General features: G+C 56.7%; 19 protein-coding genes and 1 tRNA gene. 18 read left to right on the forward strand and 2 right to left on the reverse strand.

All coding sequences use genetic code 11. The features are described from left to right. Positions 1–480: 480 nt before the first annotated feature. The 6 genes from PH558_RS13370 to PH558_RS13395 all read left to right on the forward strand — a co-directional run bounded on the left by PH558_RS13370 (position 481) and on the right by PH558_RS13395 (position 4,677). Complete coding sequence (locus PH558_RS13370; protein WP_113389697.1) at positions 481–723, forward strand: hypothetical protein; 243 nt, start codon at positions 481–483, stop codon at positions 721–723. Between the two features lie 282 nt (positions 724–1,005). Next, entirely contained in the window at positions 1,006–1,164 is a 159-nt protein-coding gene (locus PH558_RS13375; RefSeq protein WP_162749417.1) for a hypothetical protein, read from the forward strand. Between the two features lie 116 nt (positions 1,165–1,280). Next, positions 1,281–2,021 carry an ABC transporter permease gene (locus PH558_RS13380; RefSeq protein WP_285204853.1) on the forward strand — a complete coding sequence of 247 codons (741 nt, stop codon included), beginning with the start codon at positions 1,281–1,283 and terminating at the stop codon, positions 2,019–2,021. Positions 2,022–2,060: 39 nt separating this feature from the next. Continuing rightward, a complete protein-coding gene (locus PH558_RS13385; protein WP_113389695.1) occupies positions 2,061–3,110 on the forward strand; it encodes a GSCFA domain-containing protein in 1,050 nt (349 codons plus the stop codon). Continuing rightward, the gene (locus PH558_RS13390) at positions 3,107–3,814 is read left to right on the forward strand and encodes a hypothetical protein (RefSeq protein WP_113389694.1); all 708 of its coding nucleotides are present in this window, start codon (positions 3,107–3,109) and stop codon (positions 3,812–3,814) included. Before PH558_RS13385 ends, PH558_RS13390 begins: the two co-directional genes overlap by 4 nt. Further along, entirely contained in the window at positions 3,811–4,677 is an 867-nt protein-coding gene (locus PH558_RS13395) for a glycoside hydrolase family 16 protein (RefSeq protein WP_285204858.1), read from the forward strand. The genes PH558_RS13390 and PH558_RS13395 overlap by 4 nt, the downstream gene beginning before the upstream one ends. A 328-nt stretch (positions 4,678–5,005) precedes the next feature. On the opposite strand, the gene PH558_RS13400 is transcribed toward PH558_RS13395, so the two are convergent. Further along, positions 5,006–5,095 (reverse strand) — tRNA-Ser (locus PH558_RS13400). 305 nt (positions 5,096–5,400) lie between these two features. Between PH558_RS13400 and rplU the strand changes: the two genes are divergently transcribed. The 12 genes from rplU to modC all read left to right on the forward strand — a co-directional run bounded on the left by rplU (position 5,401) and on the right by modC (position 15,022). Continuing rightward, entirely contained in the window at positions 5,401–5,718 is a 318-nt protein-coding gene (gene rplU / locus PH558_RS13405) for a 50S ribosomal protein L21 (RefSeq protein ID WP_028753733.1), read from the forward strand. A 32-nt stretch (positions 5,719–5,750) separates the two neighbouring features. Then, complete coding sequence (gene rpmA / locus PH558_RS13410) at positions 5,751–6,020, forward strand: 50S ribosomal protein L27 (protein WP_004127267.1); 270 nt, start codon at positions 5,751–5,753, stop codon at positions 6,018–6,020. A gap of 129 nt (positions 6,021–6,149) precedes the next feature. After that, positions 6,150–6,785, forward strand: coding sequence for a GNAT family N-acetyltransferase (locus PH558_RS13415; protein WP_095433341.1), 636 nt, complete (start codon positions 6,150–6,152; stop codon positions 6,783–6,785). Next, positions 6,782–7,369 (forward strand): GNAT family N-acetyltransferase, encoded by a 588-nt coding sequence (locus PH558_RS13420; RefSeq protein ID WP_285204859.1) that lies wholly within the window; start codon positions 6,782–6,784, stop codon positions 7,367–7,369. The genes PH558_RS13415 and PH558_RS13420 overlap by 4 nt, the downstream gene beginning before the upstream one ends. Positions 7,370–7,635: 266 nt before the next feature. Further along, on the forward strand, positions 7,636–8,748 hold the full coding sequence (gene obgE / locus PH558_RS13425; RefSeq protein ID WP_113501469.1) for a GTPase ObgE: 1,113 nt from the start codon (positions 7,636–7,638) through the stop codon (positions 8,746–8,748). Continuing rightward, complete coding sequence (proB, locus tag PH558_RS13430; protein WP_285204862.1) at positions 8,745–9,914, forward strand: glutamate 5-kinase; 1,170 nt, start codon at positions 8,745–8,747, stop codon at positions 9,912–9,914. Before obgE ends, proB begins: the two co-directional genes overlap by 4 nt. Further along, a complete protein-coding gene (locus PH558_RS13435) occupies positions 9,907–11,190 on the forward strand; it encodes a glutamate-5-semialdehyde dehydrogenase (protein ID WP_285204863.1) in 1,284 nt (427 codons plus the stop codon). The genes proB and PH558_RS13435 overlap by 8 nt, the downstream gene beginning before the upstream one ends. A 37-nt stretch (positions 11,191–11,227) precedes the next feature. Then, a complete protein-coding gene (locus PH558_RS13440; protein WP_285175705.1) occupies positions 11,228–11,809 on the forward strand; it encodes a nicotinate-nucleotide adenylyltransferase in 582 nt (193 codons plus the stop codon). Positions 11,810–11,907: 98 nt separating this feature from the next. Next, positions 11,908–12,162 carry a hypothetical protein gene (locus tag PH558_RS13445; protein WP_285204864.1) on the forward strand — a complete coding sequence of 85 codons (255 nt, stop codon included), beginning with the start codon at positions 11,908–11,910 and terminating at the stop codon, positions 12,160–12,162. A 202-nt stretch (positions 12,163–12,364) separates the two neighbouring features. After that, complete coding sequence (gene modA / locus PH558_RS13450; RefSeq protein WP_285204865.1) at positions 12,365–13,162, forward strand: molybdate ABC transporter substrate-binding protein; 798 nt, start codon at positions 12,365–12,367, stop codon at positions 13,160–13,162. Positions 13,163–13,250: 88 nt separating this feature from the next. Further along, entirely contained in the window at positions 13,251–13,952 is a 702-nt protein-coding gene (gene modB / locus PH558_RS13455) for a molybdate ABC transporter permease subunit (RefSeq protein WP_285204866.1), read from the forward strand. Then, a complete protein-coding gene (modC, locus tag PH558_RS13460; RefSeq protein ID WP_285204868.1) occupies positions 13,949–15,022 on the forward strand; it encodes a molybdenum ABC transporter ATP-binding protein in 1,074 nt (357 codons plus the stop codon). Before modB ends, modC begins: the two co-directional genes overlap by 4 nt. Here modC and PH558_RS13465 read toward each other — a convergent pair whose 3' ends face one another. Beyond that, complete coding sequence (locus PH558_RS13465) at positions 15,023–15,406, reverse strand: winged helix-turn-helix domain-containing protein (protein ID WP_113232773.1); 384 nt, start codon at positions 15,404–15,406, stop codon at positions 15,023–15,025. It abuts the gene before it with no gap. Positions 15,407–15,571: the final 165 nt, after the last annotated feature.

Genomic DNA, 15,571 nt, shown 5'->3' on the forward strand with positions numbered 1-15,571 from the left:
CAGAGTACTAGATATTGCCAAAGCTCCCATGATAGGCAGAATCTTTATCATAATGCTGTGGGTGAGCTTTTTCCGCTCTATAGCATCCATAATCATCACCTTGCGCTTCGCAACGAGTTGTCCTTGCCGAATCTCGACGGAAGCATCGCATGTGAAACTGAAGTGGCGCTTAATGTACAGTCCACTGCTGCTCCAGATATAGTTATGTCACACAACCCTGCTCTGTCAGGCATGAAAGCAATCGCTACCTGTCAGTCAGTTTTTATTTGATCTGTCGCCGGAGTGAGAGGCTTTGCTTCCGGTGCTTAATCTATACACCCAATCCAGTTGGATACCGTCAGCAACAGAAACCGATTCGAGAGCAACGTTCAGTTGGGGTTTGAAGTCCTTATTCGGCCAATGCTCTATGTCTTGCTCTAGCAATACTTGCATTCTTAACCAAGATCGTTTTAATTGAGTGAACAAATAAGGAGTGCAACCATGTCTATTAAAAGCACTATGGCCGAAGTAGATCAATACGCTGGCAATAACACGTTTTCCCGGTTCACCTTGGCTGGTGAAGGCAATAAATGGATTTTTATCAACCCCTCCTTTGTTGCTGCTGTAATACCTGGCCAAGTTTCCACTGAAATTGTTCTGGCTGATGGCCCATCCGTGCTCAAAAAGGCGCCAATCAAAGTGAAAGAACCGGCAGACGTGGTTCTCGCCCGACTTCACGGTTAGCCTACGCTCGACGCTAGATCAGTTTGATTGCAATCGCGTCGCTACTACCAACCCACTCAAGATAGATTTCCTTTCGAGGGGATGAGATTTGTGGCTTCCCCCCCATTCGGAGATATGCGAATAGTATTTCGCCTCGTTTGCGACTGAGGCACGAGTGCGGGGTAATAGAGACATGCTGTCAGGTGGTTTCCCCAAGGTATACCCATCTCTGCCGTGACATGCACCGCAATCTCCCCCAATACAGCCGGCGGTACTGAACTTCAGAAGGACGCAGAACTCGACATGATGGGCGACGAGGAAAAGAAGAGATACCTGAAGGATTTCAATAACTTCAATTATTTGATTTTGGGCATGGAGGCGGTTTTCGGCATTGTCGTGATCGTCGCACACCTATTCGGATATTCATCTGATTGGGCTGTGTTAACTGGACATCACGGCTGATGGAGATGCCGCGTCCGAAAATAACGCCGAGGCCACCTCGTGAGAAGCCAGTCAGAATACCCTATACACCACCGCATCATCCCGTCATTCAAGCACTAATCGACAAGAAAAGCGTCATGAGCGCTGTGATGCTTCGCGATATGAGGACGCGATTCTTTGACCATGGCCTTGGCTTTATCATCGTTCCACTTTGGCCCTTGGTGCACATGGCGATTATCATTGCCATCCATTCGTTCGCGCATCCTGTTGCGACATATGGTGATAGCGTGCCCGTCTTTTTTATGACTGGCGTTCTACCGTTTCTGCTTTTCAGCTATATCTCACGCTTTATGGCTTTTTCGCTCCTGACAAATAAATCCATGCTTGCTTTTCCGGTAGTTAAGATCTCTGACATACTTATGGGGAGAGCTGCATTAGAGATCATCGCGGCGTTTCTTACGTTATTTTCTATGCTGCTTTTATTTTATGCATGGGGAGACAACCCCTTCCCGGCTGACTGGGAGAGCGCCACAGAATGTTATCTCGCCACAATTTATCTTGCGTTTGGTTGCGGATATTTTGTCGGGATCTGCGCTCTGATATATCCTGTCGTTTTAACAATCTTCCAGTTAACGATCATCACTCTTTATGTTAGCTCGGGCGTGTTTTTCGTTCCCTCTAATCTTCCGGATGAAGTTTCTAAGTTCCTATTTTTTAACCCAATTACCCAATGCATAGAGTGGTTCCGAACAGCTTATTACGAATCTTACAGCGACAAACTTGTCAGTGTCCCTTACGTTATCGGTTATGCAACCATAACTTTAATGGCCGGATTGTTGCTGGAGCGCTCCGTTGCTCGCCATATTTCCGATCGATAAACTCTCGGCCCTAAGTATCTCAACGAATTGAGGAGACATATGCATCCGTATAAACTGCAGCCATCAAAAGCTCGATGGCGAGAGACGGTTTCATTAAAGCACCCGTTAGATATCGCGGAATGGTACGAAAGAAAGTTTCAGATATCAGATGGCGGCATCGCAGCCGGTGGCAGTTGTTTTGCCCAGCACATCGGCACTCACCTTAGAACATCAGGATTCAACTTCATCGATCGCGAACCTGCTCCACCCTGGATGGGGTTCGCGGAAACGCAGAAGTTTGGATACAATCTGTATTCTGCCCGGTTTGGCAACATCTATTCGCCGCGCCAGCTTTTTCAGCTACTGCGTAGATCGATGGGGGACAGATCGTTCGACGAACGTCCTTGGCGCCATGGAATGGGTTTCGTTGACCCGTTCCGCCCTACGATCGAACCTCCACTTTCGACCGAAGATGAAGTTCTGATTTCACGAGAATTGCATCTACAACATGTTGCAGCAATGTTTAAAAATGCCAAGACATTCATTTTCACCCTTGGTCTTACAGAGACATGGACCAATCGTAAGACTGGAGCGGCATATCCCGTATGTCCAGGTGTAAGCGGCGGTTCGTATGATTCCGATATCCATAAGTTGCAAAACTTTGACTTTACGGATGTTGTTGCTGACCTCGAGAAATTTATCTCCGAGTTCAAGTCCGTCAGGAAAGATGGACAGATAATCTTCACTGTATCGCCGGTGCCCCTTGTCGCTACAGCCACCCAAAACAACGTTGTGGTTGCTACAACCTATTCAAAATCCGTTTTAAGGGCTGCCGCGGGTCACCTCGCTGAGCGACATCCTTTTGTCGACTACTTTCCTTCGTACGAAATCATATCCTCGACGCCGATGAAGAGTATGTTCTTCGAGCCCGACATGCGATCAGTCAACAAAAACGGGGTCAGCCATGTAATGAGCCATTTCTTTTCTCAGCACCAGCCGACTAAGCCAGCGGCAGAACAAAAACCTTCTGAGATGAAGGAGACCGTCACGCGGACGGATCTTATCTGTGATGAGATGTTGTTGGAGCTCGCGGAGAATTCGAAAGTATGAAGCTTTTTTTCATTGGCGATTCACACATCGCTCCTTTAGCAAAAGGGACCGGTCAATACATCACGGATCACAATGTTGGCGTTTCGATTTCTGCCCGCCCCCTAGGCAGTCAAAGATACCTTTGTGAACCTTTCTTCAGTATTTCTGACCAAGAGATCACTTTCACGAACCCAAACGTGACGAAGTATATTCGCGCACTACCCGCAAACGACCTTCACACCGCAGACACCGTCTATGTGATGTCCCTTGGGTTCCACACAGCACATTTTTCCTGGATATCAAAAACATTTTGCCATTTGCTCACTCGAGACTCAGAGCGCTGGGCGCTCTCAACATCAGCATTCGATGCCATCTTCGAAGAAAAGCAGAAATTTCAAAAGAACCTGCTTCGCGCAATGAAAGGTTTGTCTCTGAAGGTTGTCGTCGTAGAAACACCTCGGCTATTCGAATCTAGCGATTACGTGGTGGGTCGAAATGTTGCCACTGTGAAATTTATAGACAACCGAGTGCGAGAGACATTTTCGGATTTCCTCATATCTGAAAACATAAAATGCGTTCGGCTGAAGCCATCTATGATCGAAGATGAGTTCATGCTACCGGAATACCGCAGCGCTACAATTGGCGATCAGCATCATGCCAGCTCAAGACTTGGATACGAGCTAGCCCCAGAAATCTTAAAGGAAGCGAGGTCAATGCTGGCATGACAAGATCGATTATCCTGGTTTTTGGTGCAGTTCTTTCAGCGTTGCCGGCGGGCAAGTCCTTTGCAGACACCGTTCAATGGCCTAGCGTGCGATCGACGTCGATCAAAGGCCCTGTCGCAGCACGCAACCAGGACCAGCCTTATGCAAAGCGGCGGCCTGTGACAGAGGATGATCGTAGGCAGATTGAAGTTTATCGATCCGCAGGAAAGACACCGGCTTACTTCTCAGATTTTTCCGATGGTGTTCGACTTCAAAGCGAGTGGGACATACATACGGATGACATGCCCAACCTTAAATCGTGCCGTCAACGCCACAATGTATCAAGCTCCCAGAACGGCTTAACTTTGTTGACGCTGGTGTCGAATGGATGCGCAGCAAAGTGGTCGACTGGCCAGATCGTGAGTAAGGCGAAATATCGCTATGGATACTTTGAAGCTTCAATGAAGATCGCGGATATTCCCGGGATGGACAACGCCTTCTGGCTGACAACGGATGATCATTACGAAATCGACGCCGTTGAAGCCTTCTTTCCGAATCTATTGACTGCGACGCTTCACGAATGGTGGTCACCGGCCACCAAAAAGCACACAGCAGTGTTAACATCGGCTAGAACGGAGGCTGATCTATCAAAGGATTTCCACGACTATGGAGTTTTGTGGTCGCCGACGGATATAATTTTTGCGATCGATGGTCGGCCTTTCGCAGCGCTCACTATTACCGGTGCCGCAAAAGCCCCTGCCAAAATTCGACTATCCAATGCGTTGTCCGACAATGGCGGTGAACCGCCCCAACATCCCGAAGGACACAATACGTATATCAGAGCCGTTAGGGTGCTTCCTCTACCAGAACAGTCTCCAAATTAAACCCACGGTCCAGGAGGACACAGATCAAAACAAGTGGCCAAGACCACGCGTGGGTGAGTTCGTTCCAGGCCGCCTAGAACGAGTTTCGGTTTGATTGAGGGGATGCGGATAAAAGTGGACTAATTTATATGGTTAGGCCAAGGCTTTCTCGATATTCAAGCGGACTGCGTGAGGCCAGTGATAATTTGATGCGCTTTTGCTTGCGACTCGTCTGGGACTCCGGGTGGAACTTCAGTGGCAGGTCAGTCCCAGCCAATTTCGGCACCAGCAACTAACATCGAGAAAATCAGCATATCACGGGGAAAGCCTTACTAGCAAAGGCCCAAAATGGCGGAGAGGGTGGGATTTGAACCCACGATACCCTTGCAGGTATGCCGCATTTCGAGTGCGGTGCATTCGACCACTCTGCCACCTCTCCGGTTATGCTGGTCGGCGCTTGTTCGGCGCGGGCTGTCTCATAGCGACAGAAGAGAGGGATGGCAAGGGTGAATATGAAAGCTTTTCATCCTTTTGCCTTGACAGATCAGAGACGCTTATATATCCCGTGCGACGCAATAGGTGTGGATAAGTCCGTGCCTTGCCCGCCCTGCTTCGAGCAGGGTTTCACCGGCAGAACTTTTTGAAGGCTCAAGCCTTTGGAATCCCTGCTAAGTTTCGACTGATAAAAAGACGGCCGCTCGTCCCCGAGACGAGAGAGCCGGAACGAACATGAAAGGATAAAAAATGTTCGCAGTCATCAAGACCGGCGGTAAGCAGTACCGTGTGGCAGCCAACGACGTGCTGACCATCGAGAAGCTCGAAGTCACCGCCGGCGACACCGTAGAATTCACCGAAGTCCTCGTTATCGGCGAAGGCGCCGACGCTGCGATTGGTGCTCCCTTCGTCAAGGGCGCTTCCGTCAAGGCCGAAGTGGTCGAGCACAACCGCGGCAAGAAGGTTATCGCCTTCAAGAAGCGCCGTCGTCAGAACTCGAAGCGTTCGCGCGGCCATCGCCAGCATCACACGGTTGTCCGCATCACGGACATCGTGGCTGCCAAGTAAGTAACGGGATCAAGGTTTAAAGGAGAACTCCAATGGCACACAAAAAAGCTGGCGGTTCCTCGCGCAACGGTCGCGATTCCGAATCCAAGCGCCTTGGCGTGAAGAAGTTCGGCGGCGAAGCCGTCATCGCAGGCAACATTATCGTGCGTCAGCGCGGCACGCAGTGGCATCCGGGTTCCAACGTTGGCCTCGGCAAGGATCACACGATTTTTGCGCTTACGGCGGGCAACGTGAACTACCGTACGAAGGCCAATGGCCGCGTGTACGTGTCTGTAATGCCGAAAGCGGAAGCAGCGGAATAAGCCGGTAGCGCTCTAAAACAGCCGGCGTCTCATCGACCCGGCTGACGCTACAAGGTTCAGTCAAGAAAACAGGGGAGATGGGGCGCCATCTCCCCTTTTTCTTTACCCTCAACCAAGGAGGACTGAACCATGCAAGGCGAATTGTTAAGGGAAGACCAATCAAGGTCTCCCGAAGAACGGCTGAGGCCGGATAGGTTAAGGACCGATTGCCCTGTCTTACTGTCGGAAAGGCTCGTTCTGCGCGCGCCCCACGAAGAAGACATCGACGCCCTTGCCCATCTCGCCAACAACGCCAATGTCGCCACAATGGTATCGCGTATGCCGCACCCGTATACGACCGCCGATGCCGCCGATTTCGTGCGACGCACGAAGCTTGGCGAGATTGGCAAGTGCGTCTATGCCATTACCAAAGCCGACAACGGCGCCTTTCTCGGTTGCTGCGGGGTAGAGCCCACGGGTGATCCGAACACGGTCGAGATCGGCTACTGGCTGGGCGAACCCTACTGGAACCAGGGCTATACCACGGAAGCGGCCCATGCCCTCATCGACATGGTCTTCCGCACGCGTGAGAATGTCGCGCAGATCGATGCCCGCTGCCGGGTGACGAACGTCGCATCGCGGCGGGTCGTGCAGAAGTGCGGCTTCCAGTTCCAGGGATCCGGCCTTGCCGCGTCGCTGGCGCTCGGCAGCACCGTTCCGGTCGAATGGTACAGGCTCGATCGCAAGACCTGGATCTCGCTGCGCAGCTGGGGAGGCATGAGATGAACGCTCTCGCCCTCACCCGCCGCGATGCCCGGATTTTGACGCCTGGGCCAACGCCGGTCATCCAGACCGGCCGACTGACGCTGCGCCCGCACCGGCTCAGCGACGCCGATATGATTGCGGAATCGCTTTCGGATTTCGCCGTCACCCGCATGCTGGCCCGCGTTCCCGCGCCCTATGACCGGCAGGATGCGCTCGACTGGCTGGTCGAGCACACCTCCGGCCTCGGTGTCGATTGGGAGCTCGCCATCACCGAGCGGGATGATGCCCATATCGGCTGCGTCGGCATCGAGCTTCGCCACGGCCGCTGGCACCTCGGTTATTGGCTGAACCGCTTCTACTGGCGGCAAGGCATCATGACCGAAGCGGTCAAGGCTGCGCTCGAACGTTTTGCCCGCCGCATGCCCGAAGTCGCCGTTTATTCCGGCGTCTTCGCCGACAATCCGGCGTCGCTGAAGCTGCAGCAGAAGCTCGGCTTCGAGATCACCGGCTGCTCGGAGATCTACAGCTTTGCCCGCAACACCATGGTTGCGCATATCGAAACCGTGCTGAAGCCGGGCGCGCTGCGGCTGTCGCGGGCGGCCTGAGGCCCTGAAAACGGTCATCGCTGGCCCGCCCGGCGATGACCATCATGCCAATCGCACAGTTCTGCCCTTTATGGTACTGGAACCGCACGATATTCTTTGACCTCAGCCCGAAGCGCCTATATCGAAGGCGACATGACGGGTAAACGGCCGCTCGATGTTTCTTTTAGATGCAGAAGGAGCGGCAGACATTGAAAAGAGCGCATAGGCTTTTGTGAATCCCATTCGATCCGAGGGGATATGCGCCGACACCGGGTGACGGACGGAAGATGAAATTTCTCGATGAAGCAAAAGTCTATATTCGCTCAGGCGATGGCGGCGCGGGCAGCGTCTCCTTCCGCCGCGAGAAGTTCATCGAGTTCGGCGGTCCGGATGGTGGCGATGGCGGCCGTGGCGGAGACGTATGGGTCGAGGCCGTCAACGGCCTGAATACGTTGATCGATTTCCGTTACCAGCAGCACTTCAAGGCGAAGGTCGGCATGCATGGCATGGGCAAGAACCGCGCCGGCGCCAAGGGCGACGACGTGACGCTGAAAGTGCCCGTGGGAACGCAGATCTTCGAAGAAGACCAGGAAACGCTAATCTGCGATTTGACCGAAGAAGGCCAGCGCTTCCGGCTGGCCGCCGGCGGTAATGGCGGCTTCGGCAATGCCTATTTCAAATCCTCGGTCAATCAGGCGCCGGACTGGGCCAATCCGGGCCTCCCAGGCGAAGAAAAGACCATCTGGCTACGGTTGAAGCTGATCGCCGATGCCGGCCTCGTTGGCCTGCCGAATGCTGGAAAATCGACCTTTCTTGCCGCGGTCAGCCGCGCCCGGCCGAAAATCGCCAACTATCCCTTCACGACGCTGCATCCTAATCTCGGCGTCGCCACCATCGACGGTCAGGAATTCATTCTGGCCGATATTCCCGGTCTGATCGAAGGCGCCCACGAAGGTGTGGGCATCGGCGACCGCTTCCTTGGCCATGTCGAGCGCACCCGCGTACTGCTGCATCTGGTCTCCGCCCAGGAAGAAAAGGTCGGTAAAGCCTACAAGACCGTGAAGCACGAGCTCGAAGCCTATGGCAACGACATCACTGACAAGCCGGAGATCGTCGCCCTCTCGCAGATCGACGTGCTGGATGAGGAAACGCTGAAGAAGAAGACGCGCGAGCTGGCGCGGGCCTGCGGCAAGACGCCCTTCCAGATTTCGGCCGCCACCGGCCGCGGTATGACGGAAGTGCTGCGCGCGCTACGCGACGTGATCGTCGAAGCCAATGCCGGCGAAGCGGATAAGCCCGCGAAAACGCCGAAGCTGCGGCACCGAGACATGCAGCTTTCCGACGATGCGGGCGAAGACGACTACGAACGCCGTGGTGACGACGGGGATCATCAGGGATGACTGCTCGCAAGCCGCTCGATCGCTACCGCCGCATCGTCATCAAGATCGGCTCCGCCCTTCTCGTCGATCGCAAGACGGGCTTGAAGAAATCCTGGCTCGACGGCATGTGCGCGGATATCGCCGCCCTGAAGGCCAAGGGCATCGATGTGCTGGTGGTTTCCTCGGGCGCGATCGCGCTCGGCCGCTCCGTGCTCGACCTGCCCTCGGGCGCACTGAAGCTGGAGGAAAGCCAAGCGGCAGCGGCCGTCGGCCAGATTTCGCTCGCCCGCGCCTGGTCGGAAAGCCTGTCGCATGACGATATCGTCGCCGGCCAGATCCTACTGACGCTTGGCGACACGGAAGAGCGCCGGCGCTATCTCAATGCGCGCGCGACCATCAACCAACTCCTGAAGATCGGCGCCGTGCCGATCATCAACGAGAATGATACGGTCGCGACCAGCGAAATCCGCTACGGCGACAATGATCGCCTCGCCGCCCGCGTCGCCACCATGACCGGCGCCGATCTGCTGGTACTGCTGTCCGACATCGACGGCCTCTATACCGCCCCTCCGCATCTCGATCCGCAAGCCAAATTCCTCGATACCATCGCCGAGATCACGCCCGAGATCGAAGCCATGGCCGGCGGCGCCGCCTCAGAACTGTCGCGCGGCGGCATGCGCACGAAGATCGATGCCGGCAAGATCGCAACCGGCGCCGGCTGCGCCATGATTATCGCATCCGGCAAGACCGAAAGGCCGCTGAAATCGATCGAAAGCGGTGCCCGCTCCTCCTGGTTCGCGCCGTCTGGCACGCCCGTCACCGCCCGCAAGACCTGGATTGCCGGGCAGCTGCAGCCTGTCGGCGAATTGCATGTCGACGATGGCGCAGTGACCGCGCTTGGCGCCGGCAAGAGCCTGCTGCCTGCCGGTGTCCGTAAGGTCGTTGGTCATTTCGGCCGCGGTGACACCGTCGCCGTCATCGGCCCCTCCGGCCGCGAAATCGCCCGCGGCCTTGTCGGCTATGATGCCGAAGAGGCCCGCCAGATTACCGGCCGCAAATCGGCTGAGATCGAGGCGATCCTCGGCTATGCCGGCCGCGCCGCCATGGTGCATCGCGACGACCTCGTCATGACGGCATCCGTCAAGACGAAGGCCGAGAAATCGAAGAAGGATGAAGCTCATGCTTGATACTGTCGCACAAAGCCCCGACATCGACGCGCTGATGAACGATATCGGCCGCAAGGCCCGGGCTGCGTCGCGACCGTTGGCTTTCGCGTCGACGGAGAGCAAGAACAAGGCACTGAATGCCATGGCGGATGCCATTCTGGCTCGTAAGGATCATATCCTCGCTGAAAACGCGAAAGACCTGAAAGACGTCGAGGGTACCGACATGCTCGCCTCCTTCGTCGACCGCCTGACGCTGAACGACAAGCGCATCGCCGAGATGGCAGACGGCATCCGCGCCATTGCTGCCCTCGCCGATCCCGTCGGCGAAGTCATCGCCGCCTGGGATCGTCCGAACGGCCTGAAGATCGAACGCGTCCGCACGCCGCTTGGCGTCATCGGCGTTATCTTCGAAAGCCGCCCGAACGTGACGGCCGACGCCGGCGCACTGTGCCTGAAGGCAGGCAACGCCGTGATCCTGCGTTGCGGCAGCGACTCGCGCCGCTCCTCGCAGGCAATCCATGAGTGCCTGGTCGAAGGATTGAAGGCAGCAGGCTTGCCGGAACATGCCATCCAGCTTGTGCCCGTCAGCGATCGCGCTGCCGTCGGCGCCATGCTGCGCGGCCTCGAAGGTAATATTGACGTCATCGTGCCGCGCGGCGGCAAGAGCCTCGTCGGACGCGTGCAGACCGAGGCGCGCGTGCCGGTCTTTGCCCATCTTGAAGGCCTCTGCCACATCTATATCGATGCCTCGGCTGATCTCGACATGGCGAAATCCATCGTCGTCAACGCCAAGATGCGCCGCACCGGCATTTGCGGTGCCGCTGAAACACTGCTGGTCGACAAGAAGGTCGCTTCCACCCATCTGAGGCCGCTGCTTGACGGCCTTGCCGCGGCAGGCTGCGAAATCCGTGGCTCCGCCGATGTCCTGCAGCTCGTTCCCGGCCTCAAGGCGGCCACGGAAGAGGATTGGACGACCGAATATCTGGCCGCGATCATCTCGGTCGCGCTGGTCGACGGCATTTCCGGTGCCATTGCCCATATCGGCAAATATTCGTCGAACCATACCGAAGCCGTGATTGCCGAAGATCCTGACGTTGTCGAGCGCTTCTTCACCGAGATCGACTCGGCGATCCTGCTGCACAATGCCTCGACGCAATTTGCCGATGGCGGCGAATTCGGCATGGGCGCGGAAATCGGCATCGCCACCGGCAAGATGCATGCGCGCGGGCCTGTCGGCGTAGAACAGCTCACTTCCTTCAAATATCGCGTTCGCGGCACCGGACAGATACGGCCCTGACGTGCTGACAGAAGAGATCGATCAACGCTATCTGCGCATGCCCCATGCCGAGCGCGGCATGGTGGTCGGTCTTTTCGGCGGGTCCTTCAATCCGCCGCATGAAGGGCATGCACTGGTTGCCGAAATCGCCATCCGCCGGCTTGGCCTCGATCAGCTCTGGTGGATGGTAACGCCGGGCAACCCGCTGAAGAGCCGCAATCATCTGGCGCCGCTTGCCGAACGCATTGCGCTCAGCGAGCAGATCCTCCACAATCCGCGCATCAAGGTGACAGCTTTCGAGCAGACGCTGGGCATGAGCTACACGGCCAATACGCTGGCGCATGTGAAGGCGCGCAACCGTCATGTCCACTTCATCTGGATCATGGGCGCCGACAGCCTGAACACGTTCCATCGCTGGCAGAAATGGCAGGAAATCGCGCAAACCTTTCCGATCGCTGTCATCGACCGGCCGGGATCGACGCTCTCCTATCTCTCGGCCAAGATGGCCAAGACCTTCCACTACGCGCGCGTGGATGAAGATGACGCACGCGTACTCTGGAAGAAGCGTGCGCCGGCTTGGACCTTTATCCATGGACCGCGTTCGGCACTGAGCTCGACCGCCTTGCGCGCCGCTCAATAATTCCGCCAATTTTTTGGGAAGCCTGAAAAATAAAAAGCCCGACGCGGGAGGAGGTGCGTCGGGCTTTTGAACCTGATCAGCAACTGGGAGGAGGAGAGTTGCTGATCCATATCGGACGGCATTGGGAGGAGGAGATCGCCGTCTCGATGATTATGTTTTACCAGATTCTACCGATTGATAAATGGGTGATTGCGCAATGCAGCAATGCATATACGGCATGGCTGCTAAAATTTTCTGCCCAAAAAACGCTTCTTTTGGAGATTTCCCGCAGCTTGATTTTAAGTGTGAGACTTAATTCGGCGAAAGAATGGCGCGAGATCCCACGTTTCGTAACGTTACGTCTTGCTTCGTGAGCGTTCGCCAATTCACTGAGCAAATTCAGTCATGCATTTTTGTAATGCCCAAAACCGCTCATATGCGCTGCGCTACGGAAAATCCATAGAATTCGTAGGCTTACGCGGTTATATCGCGATGTATTTTTACAAATACATCCCTAGCCAAGCCTCACATGTCGTTATATCTGTCCAAATATGTCGACATCTTTGGAGAATTAGGATGACAATCAGCCGACGCCAATGGATCAAGCTTGCAACCGCCGCAGTATCAGCCGCATGGCTCGGCCTTTCGCTCATTCCGGCACCGGCCTTCGCCGCCGACAAGATCGTCGTCTTTGCCGCCGCCAGCATGAAGAACGCGCTCGACAATGCCGACGCCGCCTTCACCAAGGAAACCGGCAAGGAGGTTACCGTCTCCTATGCTGCGAGCGGTCCGCTTGCAAAACAGCTTGAAAACGGCGCGCCGGCCGATGTTTTCATCTCCGCCGACACCAACTGGATGGATTATGTCGCCGGCAAGAAGCTGATCAAGGACGACAGCCGCATCAACCTGCTGGGTAACAAGCTCGTTCTCGTCGCCGCCAAGGACAAGGCGAAGCCGGTCGAGATCAAGCAGGGCTTCGATCTGGCTAACCTGCTCGGCGACGGCCGCCTGGCGATCGGTCAGCCGGAATCAGTACCGGCAGGCAAATATGGCAAGGCGGCACTGGAAAAGCTCGGCATCTGGGCTTCCGTCGAAAAGAAGGTCGCCGGCGCTGAAAGCGTGCGTGCCGCCCTCGCGCTCGTTTCGCGCGGCGAAGCGCCATATGGCATCGTTTATCAGACCGACGTCGCAGCCGATCCGGGCGTTGCCGTCGTCGGCGCCTTCCCGGCAGATAGCCATCCGCCGATCGTCTACCCGATCGCCATCACCAGCAGCAGCAAGAACCCGGACGTACAAGCCTATTTCGACTTTCTGAAATCGGCTAAAGCTGCTTCCTTCTTCGAGCATGAGGGCTTCACCATCCTGAAGCAGTGAGTGTCATCACCGCAAGTCAGGTATGAAAAGTTCAGGCCTCAGGCTCGCTGACGCGTGGCGAGCCTGAGATGTTTTAAGGGGCGGGTATTTGGAAGCGTTGGGTCTGAGCAGCGACGAATGGACGGCCATCGAGCTGAGCCTGCGCGTTTCCATCGTCGCCATGCTGGTCAGCCTGCCCTTCGGCATCGGCGCCGCGTATCTACTGGCGCGCGGCCGCTTCTGGGGCAAATCGATCCTCAACGGTCTCATCCATCTGCCGCTGATCCTCCCACCCGTCGTCACCGGCTTCATCCTCCTTATCCTCTTTGGCCGTAAAGGACCGATCGGTGCTCTGTTGGAGCAATATCTCGGCCTCGTCTTCTCCTTCCGCTGGACGGGCGCCGCACTTGCATGCGGCGTCATGGGCTTCCCGCTGATGGTCAGAAGCATCCGCCTGTCGATCGAGGCCGTCGATCGCAAGTTGGAGGAAGCCGCCGGAACGTTGGGCGCCAGTCCCGTCTGGACCTTTGTGACCGTGACCCTGCCGCTGATCCTCCCCGGCATCATTGCCGGCATGATCCTCTCCTTCGCCAAGGCCATGGGTGAATTCGGCGCCACCATCACCTTCGTCTCCAACATTCCCGGCGAGACCCAGACGCTATCGTCTGCCATCTATACCTTCACCCAGGTTCCAGGCGGCGATGCCGGCGCCATGCGGCTCACCATCGTCGCCATCGTCATTTCCATGGCGGCGCTGCTCGCTTCAGAATTCCTTGCCTATCTCGCCGGACGGAGGGTGGATTGCGAATGACGCTCTCGGTTGATATTCGCCACCGCCTCGGCGCCTTTTCGCTGCAAGCCACATTCACGTCCGATGGCGGCGTGACAGCCCTTTTCGGCCCCTCCGGCTCCGGCAAGACGTCGATCGTCCGCATCATTGCCGGCTTGACCCGGCCCGATCACGGCCGCGTCAGCCTCGATGATACCGTGCTTGCCGACACCGACAGGCAGATCTTCGTGCCGCGTCACCGCCGCCGCTTCGGCTATGTCTTTCAGGAGGCGCGCCTGTTTCCGCATCTATCTGTGCGGCAGAACCTCAATTATGGCCGCTGGTTCGCACCCGGATACGAACGTAGCGAAAACTTCGACAGCGTCATTGATCTTCTCGGCATCGGCGGCCTGCTCGATCGCCGGCCGGCAAAACTTTCCGGCGGCGAGAAGCAGCGGGTCGCGATCGGCCGCGCCCTGCTCTCTTCGCCGCAGCTCCTATTGATGGACGAGCCGCTTGCCGCGCTCGACGAGGCCCGCAAGGCGGAAATCCTGCCCTATCTCGAACGGCTGCGCGACGAGACGAAAATTCCGATCATCTATGTCAGCCACTCGATTGCCGAAGTGGCGCGGCTCGCCAACCGCGTCATCGTCATGCGTGATGGCAAGATCGAGACGATCGGGGCCGCCGTCGACATCTTCAGCCAGTTGTCCGGCCCGCTGGCGGCCGACCGCCGCGAAGCCGGCGTATTGCTGGAAGGCCGAGTGGAATCGATGGACGATCGCCATCATCTGACAGTCATTGCTCTGAAGACGGCAAAACTCTTTGTACCGGGTCAGACGGCGACGGTCGGCAAGACCGTTCGTGTCCATATTCCCGCCCGTGACGTCATACTGGCAACGACGCGGCCCGAGGGTCTTAGCGCCCTCAATATCCTCGACGGCGAAGTGCAGGGAATTGGCACGGCCGCCGACGGGACGGCTGAAGTCAGGGTCGATTGCGGCGGCGACATCGTCACTGCCCGCATCACCCAATTCTCAGTCGACCGGCTGGGATTACGGATTGGCCTGCCGGTCCATGCGGTCATCAAGACCGTGGCGCTCGAACATTAGTCAGGATTTTTTCACGGAAGCATTCGCCGAGCTGCGATTGGCTTCGAGCCAGTTCAGGTCATCGGCTATTGCCGCGCGCAGCGTCGTTTCCATGCCGCGGAACCGCCGCAGCAACTCCTCGCCGAATGGCGTCAGGGCGGCGCCGCCGCCCTTCTGGCCGCCGCGCTGCGATTCGACGACAGGCTCGCGGAACATGTGATTGAGTTCGCTGATGAGCAGCCAGGCGCGGCGATAGGACATATCCATGGCACGGCCGGCGGCCGAGATCGAGCCGGTCTCCTGAATATGCTCGAGAAGCTCCATCTTGCCGCGCCCAAGCCGATCCTGCCCGGAAAAGCTGATACGGAGAATGGGCTTCAACGATGGCTGCGGAGCGTCGGTCATGGCACCTGTAACGGTCTGGTCTCAATGGTTTATAGGCGGCTTTCGCGCGCCTGTACATGCCGGGAGAATGGACGGGGGACGGTAACCGCCTATCTGATTTCCAATACAATGGCGCCCTTCCAAACAGGAGTGGCGCGAGTTCTTTGTCGCCGCACGGATGGGAAA

The organism is Rhizobium pantanalense, from assembly GCF_030182525.1.
Classification (GTDB): Bacteria; Pseudomonadota; Alphaproteobacteria; order Rhizobiales; family Rhizobiaceae; genus Rhizobium.

Bases quoted from the DNA above. Each gene is read 5' to 3' on its own strand.
- PH558_RS13370 (WP_113389697.1), top strand. From the start codon at position 481: ATGTCTATTAAAAGCACTATGGCCGAAGTAGATCAATACGCTGGCAAT.
- PH558_RS13375 (WP_162749417.1), top strand. From the start codon at position 1,006: ATGATGGGCGACGAGGAAAAGAAGAGATACCTGAAGGATTTCAATAAC.
- PH558_RS13380 (WP_285204853.1), top strand. From the start codon at position 1,281: ATGAGCGCTGTGATGCTTCGCGATATGAGGACGCGATTCTTTGACCAT.
- PH558_RS13385 (WP_113389695.1), top strand. From the start codon at position 2,061: ATGCATCCGTATAAACTGCAGCCATCAAAAGCTCGATGGCGAGAGACG.
- PH558_RS13390 (WP_113389694.1), top strand. From the start codon at position 3,107: ATGAAGCTTTTTTTCATTGGCGATTCACACATCGCTCCTTTAGCAAAA.
- PH558_RS13395 (WP_285204858.1), top strand. From the start codon at position 3,811: ATGACAAGATCGATTATCCTGGTTTTTGGTGCAGTTCTTTCAGCGTTG.
- rplU (WP_028753733.1), top strand. From the start codon at position 5,401: ATGTTCGCAGTCATCAAGACCGGCGGTAAGCAGTACCGTGTGGCAGCC.
- rpmA (WP_004127267.1), top strand. From the start codon at position 5,751: ATGGCACACAAAAAAGCTGGCGGTTCCTCGCGCAACGGTCGCGATTCC.
- PH558_RS13415 (WP_095433341.1), top strand. From the start codon at position 6,150: ATGCAAGGCGAATTGTTAAGGGAAGACCAATCAAGGTCTCCCGAAGAA.
- PH558_RS13420 (WP_285204859.1), top strand. From the start codon at position 6,782: ATGAACGCTCTCGCCCTCACCCGCCGCGATGCCCGGATTTTGACGCCT.
- obgE (WP_113501469.1), top strand. From the start codon at position 7,636: ATGAAATTTCTCGATGAAGCAAAAGTCTATATTCGCTCAGGCGATGGC.
- proB (WP_285204862.1), top strand. From the start codon at position 8,745: ATGACTGCTCGCAAGCCGCTCGATCGCTACCGCCGCATCGTCATCAAG.
- PH558_RS13435 (WP_285204863.1), top strand. From the start codon at position 9,907: ATGCTTGATACTGTCGCACAAAGCCCCGACATCGACGCGCTGATGAAC.
- PH558_RS13440 (WP_285175705.1), top strand. From the start codon at position 11,228: ATGCCCCATGCCGAGCGCGGCATGGTGGTCGGTCTTTTCGGCGGGTCC.
- modA (WP_285204865.1), top strand. From the start codon at position 12,365: ATGACAATCAGCCGACGCCAATGGATCAAGCTTGCAACCGCCGCAGTA.
- modC (WP_285204868.1), top strand. From the start codon at position 13,949: ATGACGCTCTCGGTTGATATTCGCCACCGCCTCGGCGCCTTTTCGCTG.
- PH558_RS13465 (WP_113232773.1), bottom strand. From the start codon at position 15,406: ATGACCGACGCTCCGCAGCCATCGTTGAAGCCCATTCTCCGTATCAGC.